At 63.5% G+C, this 18,178-nt stretch carries 15 protein-coding genes and 2 pseudogenes; 10 read left to right on the top strand and 7 right to left on the bottom strand.

The features are described from left to right. Window positions 1-101: 101 nt before the first annotated feature. Window positions 102-839, bottom strand: a complete 738-nt coding sequence (locus HYH07_RS02285) for a GntR family transcriptional regulator (protein WP_220000937.1) — start codon at window positions 837-839, stop codon at window positions 102-104. Window positions 840-970: 131 nt separating this feature from the next. On the opposite strand from HYH07_RS02285, the gene HYH07_RS02280 reads away from it, so the two are divergent. From HYH07_RS02280 to HYH07_RS02245, 8 genes and pseudogenes are all read left to right on the top strand, one after another. After that, window positions 971-2,173 (top strand): alanine--glyoxylate aminotransferase family protein, encoded by a 1,203-nt coding sequence (locus tag HYH07_RS02280; protein ID WP_220000936.1) that lies wholly within the window; start codon window positions 971-973, stop codon window positions 2,171-2,173. A gap of 56 nt (window positions 2,174-2,229) precedes the next feature. Further along, window positions 2,230-3,513, top strand: coding sequence for an MFS transporter (locus HYH07_RS02275; RefSeq protein WP_220000935.1), 1,284 nt, complete (start codon window positions 2,230-2,232; stop codon window positions 3,511-3,513). A 115-nt stretch (window positions 3,514-3,628) separates the two neighbouring features. Beyond that, window positions 3,629-4,828: an alanine--glyoxylate aminotransferase family protein gene (locus HYH07_RS02270; protein ID WP_220000934.1), complete on the top strand. Its 1,200-nt coding sequence runs from the start codon at window positions 3,629-3,631 to the stop codon at window positions 4,826-4,828. A 24-nt stretch (window positions 4,829-4,852) separates the two neighbouring features. Continuing rightward, complete coding sequence (locus HYH07_RS02265; protein WP_220000933.1) at window positions 4,853-5,650, top strand: enoyl-CoA hydratase/isomerase family protein; 798 nt, start codon at window positions 4,853-4,855, stop codon at window positions 5,648-5,650. A 131-nt stretch (window positions 5,651-5,781) separates the two neighbouring features. Further along, the gene (locus HYH07_RS02260) at window positions 5,782-6,768 is read left to right on the top strand and encodes a tripartite tricarboxylate transporter substrate-binding protein (protein WP_220000932.1); all 987 of its coding nucleotides are present in this window, start codon (window positions 5,782-5,784) and stop codon (window positions 6,766-6,768) included. Window positions 6,769-6,902: 134 nt separating this feature from the next. Continuing rightward, a pseudogene (locus HYH07_RS02255) lies at window positions 6,903-7,443 on the top strand (tripartite tricarboxylate transporter TctB family protein). 13 nt (window positions 7,444-7,456) lie between these two features. Then, a pseudogene (locus HYH07_RS02250) lies at window positions 7,457-7,930 on the top strand (tripartite tricarboxylate transporter permease); the annotation flags it as partial. Between the two features lie 253 nt (window positions 7,931-8,183). Then, complete coding sequence (locus HYH07_RS02245) at window positions 8,184-8,951, top strand: outer membrane protein (RefSeq protein ID WP_249781101.1); 768 nt, start codon at window positions 8,184-8,186, stop codon at window positions 8,949-8,951. A gap of 70 nt (window positions 8,952-9,021) precedes the next feature. Here the strand turns inward: HYH07_RS02245 and HYH07_RS02240 are convergent, their stop codons facing one another. Together HYH07_RS02240 and HYH07_RS02235 are read right to left on the bottom strand one after the other, a co-directional pair. After that, the gene (locus HYH07_RS02240) at window positions 9,022-10,215 is read right to left on the bottom strand and encodes a CaiB/BaiF CoA-transferase family protein (RefSeq protein WP_220000931.1); all 1,194 of its coding nucleotides are present in this window, start codon (window positions 10,213-10,215) and stop codon (window positions 9,022-9,024) included. Between the two features lie 307 nt (window positions 10,216-10,522). Continuing rightward, the gene (locus HYH07_RS02235; protein WP_220000930.1) at window positions 10,523-13,846 is read right to left on the bottom strand and encodes an autotransporter domain-containing protein; all 3,324 of its coding nucleotides are present in this window, start codon (window positions 13,844-13,846) and stop codon (window positions 10,523-10,525) included. A gap of 200 nt (window positions 13,847-14,046) precedes the next feature. On the opposite strand from HYH07_RS02235, the gene HYH07_RS02230 reads away from it, so the two are divergent. After that, window positions 14,047-14,235 (top strand): hypothetical protein, encoded by a 189-nt coding sequence (locus HYH07_RS02230; protein WP_220000929.1) that lies wholly within the window; start codon window positions 14,047-14,049, stop codon window positions 14,233-14,235. Here the strand turns inward: HYH07_RS02230 and HYH07_RS02225 are convergent. The 4 genes from HYH07_RS02225 to HYH07_RS02210 all read right to left on the bottom strand — a co-directional run bounded on the left by HYH07_RS02225 (window position 14,202) and on the right by HYH07_RS02210 (window position 16,143). Beyond that, a complete protein-coding gene (locus tag HYH07_RS02225) occupies window positions 14,202-14,969 on the bottom strand; it encodes a class I SAM-dependent methyltransferase (RefSeq protein WP_220000928.1) in 768 nt (255 codons plus the stop codon). The two genes, HYH07_RS02230 and HYH07_RS02225, sit on opposite strands and share 34 nt — an antisense overlap. Then, window positions 14,966-15,115, bottom strand: coding sequence for a hypothetical protein (locus HYH07_RS02220; RefSeq protein WP_228749172.1), 150 nt, complete (start codon window positions 15,113-15,115; stop codon window positions 14,966-14,968). The genes HYH07_RS02225 and HYH07_RS02220 overlap by 4 nt, the downstream gene beginning before the upstream one ends. Then, the gene (locus HYH07_RS02215; RefSeq protein WP_220000927.1) at window positions 15,112-15,558 is read right to left on the bottom strand and encodes a hypothetical protein; all 447 of its coding nucleotides are present in this window, start codon (window positions 15,556-15,558) and stop codon (window positions 15,112-15,114) included. The genes HYH07_RS02220 and HYH07_RS02215 overlap by 4 nt, the downstream gene beginning before the upstream one ends. Window positions 15,559-15,927: 369 nt before the next feature. Then, on the bottom strand, window positions 15,928-16,143 hold the full coding sequence (locus HYH07_RS02210) for a hypothetical protein (protein WP_312016623.1): 216 nt from the start codon (window positions 16,141-16,143) through the stop codon (window positions 15,928-15,930). 290 nt (window positions 16,144-16,433) lie between these two features. Here HYH07_RS02210 and HYH07_RS02205 point away from each other — a divergent pair. Beyond that, on the top strand, window positions 16,434-18,178 hold a 1,745-nt coding region (locus HYH07_RS02205), incomplete at its 3' end, for a M10 family metallopeptidase C-terminal domain-containing protein (protein ID WP_220000925.1).

The raw sequence follows: 18,178 nt of genomic DNA, 5'->3' as shown, positions 1-18,178 counted from the left end.
TCCCGGATTGATCCTACGCGGCCCCTGGACCTCGTCGGAATATTCATTCTTGTTCCTGACCGATTATATTCTGAATTCAAAATTGGCAAGCCAGCCGCCATTCAGGGCGCTGCCGGCGCGTCTTCTTGGGGCTCGGTCAGGTGCTCGATCGCGGCCATCCGCTTGTTGCGCAGGTGCTGGAACAGGATGTCGCTGAGCTCGCTGCCGGCGCGCCGGCGCAGCGCGTCGAGGATCGCCTCATGCTCGCGCATCGCCTCCGCCCAACGCTGCCGCCTGCGGGCGAAATTGGCGGAGTAGCGGACGCGGCGGATGCGGCCGGCAAAGTTGGCATAGGCGGCCTTCAGCGTCTCGTTGCGTGCGGCGGCGACAATGCTTTCGTGGATGCGCTGGTTGGCCTGAAAGTAGCCGTGCATGTCGCGATGCAGATAATGGCCGTACATCTCGTAATGCAGCTGCTCGATCGCGATGATCTCTTCGTCCGTAATGGCCTCGCAGGCCAGGCGTCCGGCGAGGCTTTCGAGGCCTGCCATCACGTCGAACAGCTCTTCCAGGTCGCGCTGGCTGAGCTGGCGGATGCGGGCGCCGCGGTTGGGTAGCAGCTCGATCAGTCCCTCGGCTGCGAGCACTTTCAACGCCTCGCGCAGGGGCGTGCGCGAGATGCCGAACATCTCGCAGAGCTGGCGTTCGGGAACGCGCCCACCGTCAGGAATGTTGCCTTCCACAACATAGTCCCGTAGCCGCAGCAGGATCTCGCCATGGAGCGAGGCCTCCTGACGGTCGCCGCCATTCGCGGTTGATGGGGTGATCGGAACCCCAAGGTCGGGAATCGTGGATTTCATTTACAGCACAGTAATTTGCTCGCGGTACCGCGTCGACGCCCGCAATCGAATACCAAATTCAGATTGAAATGGCAAAAAATGAATGCAAAATAGCTGCTGAACCGGCCAGAATCCGCTGCCAGGAGGTCTTCATGCACCAGGGACGCCATTTCCTTCAGATTCCGGGCCCAAGCCCGGTCCCCGAACGCGTCCTGCGGGCCATGGACATGCCTGTCATTGACCACCGCAGCGCCGAGTTCGGCGCGCTCGGCCGTGCGGTGCTCGAGGGCAGCCAGAAGATCTTCCAGACCAAGGGCCCGGTCATCATTTTCCCCTCGTCGGGGACGGGCGCCTGGGAGGCCGCGATCGTCAACACGCTGTCGCCTGCTGACAAGGTGCTGATGGTCGAGACCGGCCATTTCGCCACGCTGTGGCGGCAGATGGCGGGCCGCTTCGGCATCGAGGTCGATTTCGTGCCGGGCGATTGGCGTCGCGGCGCTGACCCCGCCGTCATCGAAGCAAAGCTCATCGACGACAAGGCGCGCGCAATCAAGGCCGTGATGGTCGTGCACAACGAGACCTCGACAGGTGCGACGAGCCGCATCGCCGAGATCCGCGCCGCGATCGACCGCACGGGCCATCCGGCGCTGTTGATGGTGGACACCATCTCCTCGCTCGGCTCGGTCGACTACCGCCATGACGAGTGGAAGGTCGATGTCAGCGTCAGCTGCTCGCAGAAGGGTTTTATGCTGCCGCCCGGCCTTGGCTTCAATGCGATCTCGGAGAAGGCGCTGGCCGCATCCAAAACCAACAAGATGCCGCGCTCCTATTTCGACTGGGCGGAGATGCTCAAACCCAACGCCAACGGTTTCTTCCCCTACACGCCGGCGACCAATCTGCTCTACGGTCTGCGCGAGGCGATCGCGATGTTGCTGGAGGAGGGACTCGACAACGTGTTCGCGCGTCACCAGCGGCTTGCGGCCGCCACCCGCGCCGCCGTCAATCATTGGGGGCTCGAAGTGCTCTGCCAGGAGCCGTCGGAATTCTCGCCGGTGCTGACCGCGGTGCTGATGCCGCCCGGACATAACGCCGATCAGTTCCGCAACATCGTGCTCGACAACTACAACATGTCGCTCGGTTCTGGGCTCTCGAAGGTCGCCGGAAGAGTCTTCCGTATCGGCCATCTCGGCGAATGCAATGCGCTGACGCTGCTCGGCGCGCTTACTGGCGTCGAGATGGGCCTGTCGGTCGCCGGCGTACCGCACCGCTCCGGCGGTGTCGATGCCGCGATGAAGCTGTTGGAGCAGTGCCCGCAGGGCAACGCCTCGCCGCATCTGAAAGTGGTCGGCACTTAAATCTCGCGCGGGACACGCGGGCGGCAAATCATAAGAAGCGAGCAGAGAGGGTGGAGATGGGTATCAGGTTCAAGGCAACGCATGTCGTGCTGGCGATGCTGTGTGCGATGTATTTCATCACCTATGTCGACCGGGTGAACATCGGCACGGCCGCGAGCGAGATCCAGAACGAGCTGGGTCTGTCGAACACCCAGCTCGGTCTCGTCTTCTCCGCCTTCGCCTATCCTTATCTGCTGTTCCAGGTGATCGGCGGCTGGGTCGGCGATCATTTCGGGCCGCGCAAGACGCTGTTCTGGTGTGGTATGATCTGGGCCGTCGCGACCATCTCGACCGGCTTCGTCAACGGGCTCGCTTCACTGTTTGTCGCGCGTTTCGCGCTCGGCTTCGGCGAAGGCGCGACGTTTCCGACCGCGACGCGCGCGATGCAGTACTGGACGCCTGCCAACCGCCGCGGCTTTGCCCAAGGCCTGACCCATTCATTTGCCCGGCTCGGCAATGCCGTGACGCCGCCGGTGGTGGCGCTTTTGATCCTCTGGCTGACCTGGCGCGGTGCGTTCGTCGTGCTCGGCCTTGTGAGCCTGGTCTGGGGTGTGATCTGGGTCTGGTACTTCCGCAACGAGCCGAAAGACCATGCCTCCATCACGGAAGCCGAGCTCGCCGCGCTGCCGCCGCGCCCATCAGGCGAGCGGCCGCGCGTGCCGTGGGGGCCGCTGCTCGGGCGGATGTGGCCGGTGACGCTGACCTATTTCTGCTACGGCTGGTGCCTGTGGCTGTACCTGAACTGGCTGCCGTTGTTCTTCAAGAACAATTACAGTCTCGACATCAAGAACTCGGCGCTGTTCGCCTCCGGCGTCTTCTTCGCCGGCGTGGTCGGCGACAGCGTCGGCGGCGTGATCTCGGACAAGATCCTCGATCGCACCGGCAACGTCCGCTTCGCACGACTGAGCGTCACCGTTGCAGGTTTTGCGGGGGCGCTGCTCTCGCTGTTTCCGATCCTGTTCGTCCACGACATCTCTGTTGTAGCGCTGTGCCTGTCGGCCGGCTTCTTCTGCGCCGAGCTCGTGATCGGCCCGATGTGGTCGATCCCGATGGACATCGCCCCGAAATACTCCGGCACTGCGTCGGGACTCATGAACACAGGCTCAGCCTTTGCCGCGATCGTCTCGCCGCTGGTCGCGGGCTTCGTGATCGACGCGACCGGCAACTGGTACCTGCCGTTCCTGATGTCGATGGGGCTATTGCTGCTCGGGGGCGTCTCAGCCTTCCTGATGCACCCGGAACGCCCGTTCGCGGACGGGGAAGGCAGGGTGCCGTCCGGCAGGGTCGTAGCGGCGGAGTAGGGGCGACGGAGGCCCGCCGCTTATGCAGGGGAGGAGCCTTAAGGAGAGAGGACAAGCCGGTCAAATGGTGCTATTCGGCGGCCACCAAAACAAGGCTAGACCGGGAAGGACGCCTATGACCGTGCATACTGGAAGGCATTTCTTACAGATTCCAGGACCGACCAACGTGCCCGACCGCGTGCTGCGGGCGATGGATATGCCGACGCTGGATCATCGCGGTCCGGAGTTCGCCGAGCTCGGTTTTGCGGTCCTCGCCTCGATGCAGCGGGTGTTCCGCACCAAGCAGCCCGTGATCATCTTCCCCTCGTCCGGCACCGGCGCCTGGGAGGCGGCGATGGTCAATGTGTTCTCGCCCGGCGACAAGGTGCTGATGTGCGAGACCGGCCAGTTCGCCGTGCTGTGGCGCGGCATCGCCGACAAGTTCAAGCTCGAGGTCGACTTCATCCCGAGCGACTGGCGCCATGGCGCCGACCTCGCCGAGATCGAGAAGCGCCTTACGGCCGACAAGCAGCACGCGATCAAGGCGGTCTGTGTGGTTCATAACGAGACCTCGACCGGCTGCGTCACGCCGCCGCTCGAAGTGCGCAAGCTGCTGGATCGCGTCAAACATCCGGCGCTGCTGATGGTCGACACCATTTCCGGCCTCGGCTCGATGGAATATGAGCACGACGCCTGGGGCATCGACGTCTCCGTCGCCGGCTCGCAGAAGGGCCTGATGCTGCCGCCCGGCCTCGGCTTCAACGCCGTCTCGGAGAAGGCGCTCAACGTCGCCAAGGCCAATCCCGGCATGCGCTCTTATTGGGACTGGCAGGAAGTGATCAGCTTCAACAAGCTCGGCACCTTCCCCTATACGCCCGCCACCAATCTGCTCTACGGCCTGCGCGAAGCGGTGAAGATGCTCGAGGAAGAAGGCCTCGCGAACGTCTGGGCTCGCCACAAGCGCCACAGCGCGGCGACGCGCGCGGCGGCCAAGGTGTGGGGCCTGGAGACGCAGTGCGTCGATCCCGCCGCGCATTCGCCGGCGCTGACCGGCGTGCGTGTGCCTGACGGCTTTGATGCCGACGCCTTCCGCAAGGTGGTGTTGGAAAACTTCGACATGTCGCTCGGCACCGGCCTCAACAAGGTCAAGGGCAAGGTGTTCCGCATCGGCCATATCGGTCATTTCAACGACCTGATGCTGATGGGCACGCTCGCCGGCGTCGAGATGGGCCTCGATCTTGCAGGGATTCCTCATCGGAGCGGCGGCGTGCTGGCAGCCATGGACGTCCTGAAGGGACGTGACGCGGTGCCGATGGCCAAGGCCCAGGTGGCCTGAACTAACTTGGAAAGTGATAGCGCGATGAACCTACCAGCGACTGCCAACGAAGACCTGCTCTACTCCGTCACGGACAGCATCGCGCGGATCACCTTCAACCGGCCCCAGGCGCGCAACGCCATGACCTTCGCCATGTATGACCGCATGGCGGAGATCTGCCAGGAGATCAATGCCGATCGTTCGATCAAGGCGCTGATTCTCACCGGTGCCGGCGACAAGGCGTTCGCCTCGGGCACCGACATCTCGCAATTCCGAGCCTTCAAGACGGCGCAGGATGCGCTCGACTACGAAGCGCGGATCGACCGCGTGCTCGGCACGCTCGAACAGTGCCGCGTGCCCGTGATCGCGGCCATTGCGGGCGCCTGCACCGGCGGCGGCGCCGGCATTGCCGCCTGCTGCGATCTTCGCATCGGCACTGAAACGACGCGCATGGGCTTTCCGATTGCACGCACGCTCGGCAACTGCCTGTCGATGTCGAACATCAGCCGCGTCGTCGCGCTGGTCGGACCTGCGCGCACCAAGGATCTGATCTTCAGGGCGCGCCTGGTCGAGGCGCAGGAAGCGCTCGCGCTCGGCCTCCTCACCGAAATCGTGCCTGACGTCGAGACCCTTCAGCGCCGCGCGGATGAAACCGCAAAGCTCGTCGCGAGCCATGCGCCGCTGACGCTGGAAACGACCAAGGAGGCGGTGCGTCGCATCCGTCCGACGCTGTCGCGCGAACAGGGCGAGGACCTGATCCTCAAGGCCTATATGAGCGAAGATTTCCGCGAGGGCATGGACGCCTTCCTCAACAAGCGTACGCCGAACTGGAAGGGCAGGTAGCGCGTACTTCGTCAGCCGAAAGTCATATGCCGCCGAATGTTCGCCGGCTTGAACTCGCAACCCTTAGTCCGCACAATGCATCGATAAACTTCCCGGCATCACAAAGCCAATAATAGTCAGGGACGATACTCGTGCGTATTCCAGTGAAAGCCGTCGGGGCTGCGACGGCCTTGTTGTTCAGTGCGCCGGCCGTCGCCGGCTGGGAACCGACCAAACCCGTCGAGATTGTGGTGGCGGCAGGCGCGGGCGGCGCCTCCGACCAGATGGCGCGGATGATGCAGGCCGCGATCCAGAAGAACAGTCTGATGAAGCAGCCGATGGTGGTCTCGCTCAAGGGCGGTGCATCGGGCGCCGAAGCGCTGATGTACATGAAGTCCAGCGAGGGCGATCCGAACAAGGTGCTGATCGCCTATTCGCTGATCTACATGCTGCCGCTCTCGGCCAAGATCCCGTTCAACTGGCGCGAGCTGACCCCGGTCTCGGTGATCGCGCTCGACCAGTTCGTGCTGTGGGACAATGCCGCCGGTCCCAAGACGGTGAGGGAGTTCATCGCGGCTGCGAAGGCCGCGAGCTCGCCGTTCAAGATGGGCGGCACCGGCTCGAAGCGTGAGGATCACGTGCTGACCGTGTTCCTGGAGCAGAAGACCGGCGCGAAGTTCTCCTATCTGCCCTACAAGTCCGGCGGCGAGGCTGCCACGCAGCTCGTCGGCAACCACACCGAATCCAACGTCAACAACCCATCCGAAAATCTCGAAGTCTGGCGCGCGGGCCAGGTGCGTCCGCTCTGCGTGTTCGACAAGGAGCGCATCTCCTACACCACCAAGGTGACCGACACGCAGTCCTGGGCCGATATCCCGACCTGCAAGGAGGAGGGCGTCGACGTCCAGTACCTGATGTTGCGCGCAATGTTCCTGCCCGGCAAGGTTACGCCGGAGCAGCAGGCGTTCTATGTCGAGCTGTTCCACAAGGTGACGCAGACCGCCGAATACAGGGAATACATGGAGAAGCAGGCGTTGAAGCCGATCTTCCTCACCGGCAAGGACATGGTGCACTTCCTCGAGGAGGACGACGCCCAGAACAAATCGCTGATGACGGAAGCCGGTTTCGTCGCGAAGTAATCAACCTCCACCTCATGCTCTGGGAAGGCGGGGAATCCAGTGTGGCACAGAATGCGACGAAAGACGGCTTCTGCACGGCGTACTGGATCATCCGCCTTCACGGATGACGACAGCGCAACTTGATCTGGCAGAGCATGTCCCAAACCGATCTTGAAATCGTCGTCGACGATAACCGCGCCTGAAGACAACTCCCCGTCCGTCACGCCGACCAGCACCGTCGAACTCATTGTCTGCCTGCTGCTGCTCGCGCTCGCCGCCATCCTCGGCTACGACAATAGGCGCACCGGTGCGTCCTGGGATTCGACCGGGCCGGAGCCTGGCTATTTCCCGTTCTATCTCTCCCTCGTCCTCGGCGGCGCTAGCCTCTATGGCCTGATCGTCGCGTTGCTGGCGCGGCGCGCGATATCCGAAACCTTCGTCACGCGCGCGCAGGCGCGCCGCGCGCTGGCGGTGTTCGTGCCGACGCTGCTGTTCTGCCTGGTGACGCAGTTCCTCGGCCTCTATGTCGCGAGCTTCCTTTTGATCGCCGGCTTCATGCGGGCGATCGGCAAGATCGCGCTGTGGAAGTCGCTGCTCACGGCTCTCGTGTTCACGGCGATCATGTTCGTCACCTTCGACGTCGCCTTCGACGTCATCATGCCGAAGGGCCCACTCGAAGCGGCCTTCGGCTACTAGGCTGGCCTGCGCGATGGAAGCTCTTGGTCTCCTGCTTCACGGCTTGACCGTCCTGCTGACGTGGAAGACGCTCGTCATCTGGGGCCTGATCGCCTCGATGTATCTGGGCAATGTCGTCGGCCTCGTGCTGGTGCTGACGACGGTGCCGATCTTCGCCTCGATCCTGCGCGTGCCGTTCGCGGCCATCGCGCCGATGATCGTGGTGTCCTGCGCCATCGGCGCCTAAGCCATCCAGAACGCGATGTTCAACATCTGGCTGATGCTCGGCTTTGGTGTTGTCGGCTACCTCTTCAAGAAGATCGGTATTCCCTTGGCGCCGTTCACGCTGGCGCTCGTGCTCGGCAACCGCGCTGAAGACGCCTTCCGCCTGTCGATGATCGGCGCCGGCGGAAACCTCGAAGTGTTCTGGTCGAACGGTCTGGTCGGTTCGATTGCGACGCCAGCGATCATTCTGCTGTTTTGGCCCGTCCTGGACGGTCTGCTCGGGGCGGGCGAAAACTGCGGCAGGGTGAGTTCGGGACTAATCGACATAATATCAATGGCTTGGCCCATCCATGACGTCCTGGTCCAAGTCCTGATGCCGACCGATTATTCCCAAATGTTGCCGCCGCGCGACAGCGGCGCCTGTGCGAAACGCGTATGGTTCCACCCAGATTGCAGCTTTTATTTTGATCGCGGGGGCGACTATGAAGCGGATTGTGATGGGATTGGTGGCGGCCTCGTTGCTTACGACGCACGCCATGGCGGCCGACCTGGCAGCGAAGCCATATGTGAAGGCGCCTCCGATCGTCGATCCAGGATACAATTGGACGGGGTTCTACGCTGGATTGAACGGCGGCTATAGCTGGGGCAGAACGAACGCCTCCGCGTCGATCGGTTCGCCTTTTCCTGCAGGATCCATAGCCACGGTCAAGCAGAACGTGGATGGCGGCCTCGGTGGCCTCCAGGTCGGTTACAACTGGCAGGTGGACCGGAAATGGGTTGTCGGCGTCGAGGCCGATATTCAAGGCACCGGCGAACGCGGCCGGTCGAACGACGTGCTTGGGACCGTCCGAATCGGCAGGTTCGGTCTCACGGCATCCTCGGCCACCGGCACCGATTTCCCCTGGTTCGCAACCTTCCGTGGACGCGGCGGTTTCCTGGTCGACCCGAGCTTGCTGCTCTATGCGACAGGCGGTCTGGCGGTCGGCGAAGTCAAGTTCTTCAACACGCCGACTCTGACGCTGCAGCTCTTTGATGGCAATACGCCGATTGGTGCACCGATATCGGCCACCGGCACGACGGTGTCGGAAAGCAACACCCGGGTCGGCTGGACGCTCGGCGCTGGCCTCGAGAAGAAGTTCGCTCCCAACTGGTCAGCGAAGCTCGAATATCTCTATGTCGATCTCGGCACCAAGACCTACTTCAGTGGAACAGGGAACGACATCGACGTTCGCTTCCGCGACCATATTCTGCGCGCTGGGTTCAACTACCAGTTCACGGCCGGCCCGGTCGTCGCCAAGTACTGATCGGCGGATTGGAAAAGCCCCGGTTTTCCGGGGCTTTTTTATGGTGGGTGCCCGTGCGGCCAGCCTTCGCTCACACGACGTTGGCGGCCCTGAGCGCGGCGATCTCCTCGGCGCTGAAGTCGAATTCCTTCAGCACCTCATCGGTCTGCTCGCCGTACTCCGGCGGGCGAGCCACCATCTTGCTTGGCGTACGCGACAGCGTGACGGGCTGGCCGACCAGACGGATGTGGCGGCCCTCGTCGTTGGGCACATCCTGCGCAATGCCGAGATGCTTGACCTGTGCGTCCTCGAACATCTGGTCGATAGCGTAGATCGGCCCGCAGGGTACGCCGGCGTCGTTGAGCTCGCGCACCCAGGTCTCGGTCGACTTGGTCACGGTGCGCTTCTCAATCTCGGCGTTGAGCGCGTCGCGGTTCGCGGACCGTGCCGGGGCGGTCGCATAGTCGGGGTGGCTGTAGAGCTCGGGCGCGCCGATCGCTTGCGCGCAGCGCTCCCAGATCCGTCCGCCTGTCGTCGCGATGTTGATGTAACCGTCCGAGGTCTTGAACACGCCGGTCGGGATGCTGGTCGGATGATTGTTGCCGGCCTGTTTTGCCACTTCCTTTTCCATGAGCCAGCGTGCCGCCTGGAAGTCGAGCATGAAGATCTGGGCCTGCAGCAGTGAGGTCTGCACCCATTGGCCCTTGCCGGAGACCTCGCGCTCGAGCAGCGCGGTGAGGATGCCCATGGCGCAGAACAGGCCCGCGGTGAGATCGGCGACGGGAATGCCGACCCGCATCGGGCCTTCTCCCGGCGCGCCCGTGATCGACATCAGCCCGCCCATGCCCTGCGCGATCTGATCAAAGCCGGGCCGCTTGTGATAGGGGCCATCCTGGCCGAAGCCGGAGATGCTGCCATAGACGATGCGCGGGTTGATGGCGGCGAGGCTCTCATAGTCGATGCCGAGCTTCTTCTTCACGTCTGGCCGGAAATTCTCAACCACGACGTCGGCCTTGGCTGCGAGGCGCTTGAACACGGTAAGCCCGCGCTCGTCCTTCAGGTTCAGCGTCATGGCGCGCTTGTTGCGGTGCAAATTCTGGAAGTCGGCGCCGCGCCGCGGTCCCCCCGGCTGCTCGCCGCCGGCATCTTCCGTCAGCGCGTCGATCTTGATCACTGTGGCGCCCCAATCCGCGAGCTGACGCACGCAGGTCGGCCCGGAGCGGACGCGGGTCAGGTCGAGCACAGTGAAGCGCGCCAGGGCTTCGGAAGCGTGAGGAAAGGGCATATGGGGTGGCTCCGGGAACAAACTGCGCGCCCACCATAATGCCGAAAGATCATGCGGCAAGCGTCGGCCGGCGCAGCCAGCCATGCGCCGAGTTTGAGAACATCTCGTGGAACGAGCCTCTGTGCGCGCTCCTCATCGAAGCCCGCGCTCTGGATTCCGTCACATTGGCCGGGGGCCCGGCAAAAAGTCGAAAACAACCCCATGCACAGTAGGCGTCGGGGAGCCGCGCGCCTGCGCGGTCACGCCAATTCAGCGTGCGTGCCCCGGGCTTTAGCCGGGCCAGCCGCCCAGGAAGTCGGAAGGTAACTCACCAGCTGTACTTGAACACGCCCTTGCCGGAATAGCTGGTGACGTTGCCGGAGAACTCGCCGTCGAAGGTGCCGGCGATCGAGAAGCCGTTCAGCCATTTCATCTCGGCGCTGGCGCTCACCAGCGCGGAATCGGGGTCGACCCTGGCGCCGTTGACGACGAAGCTGGTGCCGGGCAGCGTCTGGAACAGCGCGGTGACGGCGCGGCTCGGATTGTAGTCATGCGCCCAGGCGGCGCGGCCGCGCAAGGTCAGCACACCGTTCTGCATCGCATAGGATTTGTCGGTGCGCAGGCCGAGCTCGGAGCGGGTATCGGTCAGCGATTGCGAGGCGTAGTTCAGCGCAAACAGGCCACGGCCATTGAGGCTGACTTCGGAATAGCTGGGCAGGTTGAGGTTCGTGACCTGGGCGGCCGCGTAGGGCGTGATGCCGACCAGCGGCGTTGTGAAGCGATAACCGCCCTCGAAGCGCGCGGAGAAGGAGTCGGCCTTGAAGCGGCCCTGGAGCTGGTCGGCGCCGACCGCGGTGCGGTTGGTGGTGACATCGTGCCAGCCATAGGCGAGCGCGGCGGAAAGATAGGCGGAGCCGAAATTGTGCCGGCCGTAGACACCGGCCTGGAACAGGTCGGCCGAGCCCGTGCCCATCGCATTGGCAAGCGAGTAATTCAGCCCGCCGCCGCCGAGCGCGAAGCCGACCAGCGTATCCATCGAAACCCTGTAGTCGGCACCGGCCGCGCCGCCCCAGACCCGCGCCGTCAGATCCTGCGAGCCGACGACGGCGTTGCCGCCGACCTGGGCCGAGCCGCCATAGCCGGCTGTCCAGACGCTCCAGCGATTGACCGGCTGCGACGACAGCAGCGGCGCCTTGGTCGCCATCGCAAAGGCCTCGCGCTCGCGCGCGGTGGCCGGGCGCATCGAGGCATAAGCTTCAACGTCATCGCTCTCGGCGAATTGCGCGACGCTGCCCGCCTTGGTGAAGCCGCTCGAGCGGCCCGCGATGGTCGGATCGAGCATCAGGTTGAGGAACTGGCCGTCGGCATTGATCGCGGACTGGATGATGCCGGTGCCGAGCTCGCCCGAGGCGGTGGTCAGCCCTGAAGGCGTCAGCGCGGCGAAGGCTGTGGGGATGCTGCCGGTCGTGTTGAAGAAGTTCGTCAGCGCGCTCGCGACGTTCTGCTGATTGGTGTTGAGGCCGCCGCTTACAGGCGTGAAGTCGACGCCGATGTTGAGGAAGACGTTATTGGCGTTGTAGCTCAGCGTCGCGTTGATCGTCGATATGTTGGAGGCGACGGCCGGATCGAAGGTGGTGCCGCCGAGGCCGCCGGCTGCGGTGAGGATCGTGTACTGCTTCTTGATGCTGCCGGAGCCGAAGATCGCACTCACCCTCGCGCTGCCGAGCGTGGCCGCGCCGGTGACGCTCGCGAGGCTGGCAGTGCTGGAGGAGACCTGCACCAGATAGGTCGAGGCGGCGGTGAAGCTCAGGCTGCCATTGACCGTCAGCGGCGCGAACGGATTGGCGGTGCTGCCTGGTGCGAGCGTGCCGCCATTGACGGTGACATTGCCGACCGCGCCGGAGCCTGGGAGGGGCGTGCGACCGCCGGCGAGCGTGCCACCGGCATTGACGGTGGTCGCGCTGGCGATCGAGCCGTCGACCTCCAGCCTGCCGCCGTTCACAGTGGTCGCGCCGGTATAGGTATTGGCGCCGGTCAGGGTTTCCGCACCGCCGGCCAGGGTGAGGCCGCCGCCGTCGGCGATGATGCCGGCGAAGCTGCCGTTGCCGTTCGTGATCGTCAGCGTGTGGGCGCCGAGATTGACGCGTGCGGTGGCATCGGTGCCCGACAGCGATTTGATCGAGGTGCCGGCGGCCAGCGCCGAGATGTCGAAGACGCCGTTGACGATGACGTTGCGCGAGGTCGCGATGCTGCCGTCGCTGCCGCCATTGGCGAGATCCAGCTCGCCACCGGCCGCGATGGTCGTGGTGCCGGTATAGGTGTTGACGCCGTAGAGCTGCTGCGTCGCGCCGCTCGCGATGACGAGGTTGCCGCCGCTGCCGCCAGCGATGCCGCCGTCCTGAATCACGCCACCGTACAGGCTGCCACTCGTGATCGTCAGCGTCTTCGATCCCAGCGAAACGAAGCTGCCGCCGGTGGCGGAAACCAGAGCATTCACCGACGCGCCGGAGGTCGTTTGCGAGATGTCGAACGTTGCGCCCGCACCGGGCGTAAACGTGACGCTGGCCGAGCTTGCAATCGATCCGCTGCCTTTCAGGGCCAGCGTCGCGCCCGCGTCGATCTGCGTCGCGTTGATGTAGGTGTTCACGCCAGACAGCGTCTGCGTTCCGCCGATGACCTCGAGCCCGCCCGCGCCCTGGATCACGCCGGCGAACTCGGTCGCGCCGCTCGTGATGATCAGGTTCGTGTTGCCCAAGTTGACCACGCCGCTCGAACTGCCGGCGAGCGTGGTGATCACGGCGGGAATTCCCGGATTCATCCCGGAAATATCGAAGATCGCATTCACCGTCACGATGCTTGATGACGAGATGTCGCCGATGCCCGACAGCGCCAGCGTTCCGGCCGAGACCGTCGTCGCGCCGGTGTAGCTGTTGCCGCCGGCCAGGGTCAGCGTGCCGGTGCCGACCTTGGTCAGGCTGCCGCCGGTGCCGGAGATCGAGCCGTCGACCAGGGTCGAGGTGTTGAGGCTGCCGGTGGTCAGCGTGTTGGCGCCGAGCACGTAGTTGCCCGCGCCTTCGATCGAGCCCGTTGTCGTGCCGCCATTGGTCAGGCCGGAGATGATGACCGTGCCGCCGATAGTGGTGACGAAGCGCGCGTTGCCGCCGCTGCTCGTGCCGGTGAAGCTCGTGATGCCGCCACCGTTGGTGGTGATCGTCACCGCGCCGGTGCCGCCGCTCGCGGTGCTGCTTTGCTGAAATGCCAGAGTGTTGCCGGAGGTGACTGCGAAATTCTGCGTATTGCCGGAATTGTTGATGATGCCTGTCCCGTTGACGGTGAACGGCTTACCGACGGTGACCGAATAGGCCTGAGCGGTGCCGTTGAACAGGATGGTGCCGATGGTGACGGTGCCGGTGTTGTTATCGACGGCGGCGCTTCCGGTGTTGCCGAAGGTTGCGGTTCCGTCCGGCACTGTGGGGCTCGACCAGTTCGTCGGAGCGGTCCAGTCGGTGGTGGCGCCGGTCCAGGTGCCGTCGACCGCATGCGCGGTGACGACGCCGAGGGCCGCGGTCGCCAGCAGGGTCGCCAGTGAATGCTTGATCACTGCACGCAGCCGGCCATCCATCCTTCCAGGCGCAATGATCGGGTCAGCCATCGGCTCTTCACAAATCGCCAAAGCAAATCGGGAGCGACCGAGCCCCGGCGCCAAGATCCCACGGCGTTGCGACGGGCTGCAATGAACCGGCATCCATTTGCCTAACGTTCCCGCCTATTTCTCCTGTAATTTCAGCAACCGTGGCCATTGGGCAACAATCTGTTGCATCGCAGCGCAGCGGGCAGGCGCGGAGCGGGTTGATGGCGGCGCCCATCAACCAGGTTGCTGCTTCAGAGGTTGGCGGGGCCCGTGGTGGCTGCAAGGGACTATCGATGTCGGGATGGCTGAGATCGACCGGGGTCGCCGTGCTGAGCGCATTGCTCGGCGTTGCCGCTGCCGTCGCCGCGCAGCGGTCTTACGGCGAGACGGGCTTCCTGGCGACGGTATAGGCGGCCCAGCTCTTCGAACTCGGCGCGTCCAGCGTCAGCCATGCGGCATGAGTGCCGGGCTCAAAGCCGCTCGCCGCGAGCGCGGCATCGATCTCGAACGGAAACCAGTAGCGCATATGATGCGCTTCATCGACCCGACGGATGCTTGCGCGATCGCTGTCCTCGCAGAACAAGGTGTAGTTCACGGTGACGGTCGCGGCCTGCTCGTCATGGACGGATTGCGCGATGCGGGTCAGGCGTAACGGCTTCTGCTCGATCACCTTGACCCGCGTCTCGACGCCCTGCGCCAACACGGCGCCACCATACCAATAATCGAACAAGAATAGGCCGCCCGGCTTCAGCGCGGCGTGCGCGGTGCGAAACATCGCCGCCAGCGCATCGCGGCTGGTTTGGTAGCTCGCGACGTGGAACAGCGACACGACCGCATCGTAGTCGCGTTCCGGACCGGCCTCGCGGACGTCGCCCTGCCGGAACTGAATCGGAAGCCCAGCCTGCGCGGCGCGCGCCTTGGCGCTTGCGATCATCTCATCGCTGAGATCGATGCCAGTAACGTTCCAGCCCCGTTGGGCGAAAGCCAGGGCATGCAAACCGGTGCCGCAGCCGATATCGAGCAGTTTGCCCGAAGATGTTCCATGGTCGTGCAGGCGTGCTTCGACGAAAGACGTCTCGCCCGCGTAGTCCTTGTCCCGATAGAGCAGGTCATACCAGGGCGCGTAGTCAGCGAAGACAATCACGCCAGGATCTCCTTGAGCGCCTGCGCGGAGCGCTCGATGAATGGCCCTTCCGGCGAGATCCACCCGGTCCGGATGCATTCGGCGCGATATTGGGCTTCGTTGCCGTCGAGCAGCGGCGTGCCGACGGGAATGAACGGCGCGGTCACAGATTTGGACCCTTGATCCGGATCTCCGACGACGCGACTTCCGCAAACCGTGTCTTGTCGTTTTCGCCGGAATAGGGGCCTTGCTTGATCTCGAACATCTCGATCGGCTCGAGAACATGGAAGCCATGAGCGCCGCTGCACAAGAGGATGGTGTCGCCGGCACTCAGCACGCGGCTTTCCAGATATTTCTCGTCCACCGTGTAGAAGTCGACCTGGAGCTTGCCCTTCTGGATCAGCAGCACCTCCTGGGTGTAGTGCACCTCTCGCGTCACCTTGTTGTGGCGATGCGGCTCGATGCTCTTACCCTTCGGATGGCTCATATACGCAAGTTGCTGCGACAATTCCGGTGTCGAGAAGAAATGAATACCCGGCTCGCGGAACGAGGCGCGCACGATGATCGCGTAGAGTTGTTCGCCGAATCGAACATGTTCGACGTGTTCCATCCTGAGCCTCGAGTAAAAGTGATGCAATTAGAGTGACATAGGTGTCCAGCGAGGCACTTTGGCCATTTTGGTCGGGACCGTCAAGGGCGCTCCGAAGAGGGGCCCTGCATGCGCGGGCCGGATTTAACCGATGAAGCCCAGCATGTGTTCGATCCGCGGGAAGGTATGGGCCGCGAAGGTCCTGGCCTGTCCCGCCTTCGCATGGACAGGCGTGCGACAGGCGCGCATGACCGGCCTCACGGCGAGCCGGATCGATATGCGAAGTTCAGCGTGACGCGCGAGGCCCGCAGGGCCTGGTACATCTCCACGCCCCACACTTCGCCCTCATGGCTGGCATGCAGGCGCTCGTCGTCTGTACCGACCTCGGAATTACTTGCCTGATAGTCGCTTCAGCTCCGCGCGTGCCTTCTCGGCCAGCGGATCGTCGCCATGGCGCGCGATGAACAGCTGGAACGCCTCCGCTGTTCCCTTCTGCCGAGCGAGCTCGTATTCCTCGGCAACCGCCACCGAGGGGGCGCGGGCCGGGGGAACCGAGGGTGCGCGCCCCGCCTTGCCGCCGTTGCTCGCGTTGGCTTTTCCGACCATGAGAGGTAATCCTCCGGGGGGCAGGCTGTCCGGTCCTGGAAGCGTCATCAGGGCGCCGGCCAAGCCCAAGCAGATCAGGTGGAGTTTCATGACTTCCTTTGCCAAACCGCAACGGGCACTGGAACCAGGATGGCTATCCGACTCGTACGACTACGGGACTTGATGCTTAATACGGTCTTACGGAAGAGGCCGAGTCACTTTGCCCCAATTAAACCAAACGTATATTTCTCAAGCTAGATTCTCGCGTCTATGCCCCGGATCGAGCGGGGCTTGCTGCATCGGAGATTCCCTTGGCGACCGCTGTCAACGTTAGTGCCACCAACAATGCCGACATCGATGGCCTGCTGGCGGGCACCAAGTGGTCCGGTACGATCAGCTATAGCTTTCCCATCTCGTCCGCCACCTACGCCAATCCTTATTCCGGCGGCGATGGCGAACCGACGACGGCGGGCTTTTCCGCTGCGCCGACCCAGATGCAGGCGGCGATCAATTACGCGATTGCGCTGATCAAGAGCTACACCAACGCCAGCATCACCTATAACGGCACCGGCTCCGCCGACATCATGGTCGCGCAGTCGCCGGCAGCCAATCCGACGTCTTACGCCTATTATCCTGGCAATTATGCTGCCGGTGGCGACGTCTGGTTCGGCACGCAGTACGATTACACGCAGGCGCAGCTCGGCAATTACTATTTCACGACCGCTCTGCACGAGCTCGGCCATGCCTTCGGCCTCAAGCACAGCCAGGAGACCGGCGGCGTCGCCAATGTCGCGGTACCGAGCGCGCATGACGATAGCGAATACACCGTCATGAGCTATCGCAGCTATGTCGGCGCGTCGACGACGGCGGGCTACACCAATGAGCAGTTTGGATATCCAGAGACCTATATGGCCAACGATATCCTCGCGCTGCAGACGCTGTATGGCGCGAATTATACGACTCAGGGCGGCAACACCGTCTATACTTGGAGCCCAACCACAGGGCAGGAGTTCATCAACGGCGTCGGCCAGCTGGCGCCTGGCGGTGGCGTCGGCGGCTCCGCCGATCGCATCTACGAGACCGTCTGGGATGGCGGCGGCGTCGATACATACGACCTGTCGAACTACACCACGAACCTCACTATCAATCTCAATCCCGGCGCCTCGTCGGTGTTCTCCACCACGCAGCTTGCCTATCTCGGCAACGGCCATTACGCGGCCGGCAACGTCTACAACGCCTATCTCTATAATGGCGACACGCGCTCGCTGATCGACAATGCGACCGCTGGTTCGGGCAACGACACCATCATCGGCAACGCCATAGCCAACGTTCTGAAAGGCGGCGGCGGCAGCGACACGATCACCGGCGGCGGCGGCAACGACACCATCGATGGCGGTCCCGGCACGGATACGGCGGTGTATTCGGGGAGGGAGGCGGACTACAACGTTTCCTATAATTCGGCGTCGCAGACCTTCACCATTGCCGATCACCGTGCCGGTTCACCTGACGGCACCGATACGGTCACGAACGTCGAGTATTTCCAATTCAGCGATGGCGTCGTTGCGAGCTCGACATTGGTGTCGATCACGATCGAGTCGGCGGGTGCGACGAGCCTGGTTCAGTCCGGGAGCAACTACTATTTCGACCCGGTCTCGGGGGGAACGGGACCAGAGTTAAAGTACAACGGCTCTCCGGTTGCTGCTGGCCAATTCGGCGCTGCGGTGCCGATCGGAGTCGAGGCGACTGGGTCCGGCTATGAGGTAGCCTGGAAGGTGGTTGGCGCAGATACGTATGCCGTTTGGAACACGGACGCGAATGGCAATTATCTCAACAATGCCCTCGGTGGAGTTTCAGGCAGCTCCGCCGGGCTAGAGTCGTTCGAGACGAGCTTTCAGCAGGACCTCAACGGCGACCATGTCATCGGCTTGAATATTCCGGGTACGGTGATCGAGTCGTTCGGTGCGACGAGCCTCGTTCAGTATGGGGCCAACTATTATTTCAACCCGGTCTCGGGGGGAACGGGACCAGAGTTAAAGTACAACGGCTCTCCGGTTGC

It is taken from the genome of Bradyrhizobium sp. BR 10261, assembly GCF_019455395.1.
Taxonomy (GTDB): domain Bacteria; phylum Pseudomonadota; class Alphaproteobacteria; order Rhizobiales; family Xanthobacteraceae; genus Bradyrhizobium; species Bradyrhizobium manausense.
The sequence above is the reverse complement of the archived record's forward strand: the minus strand, read 5'-3'. Positions and strand labels throughout refer to the sequence as shown.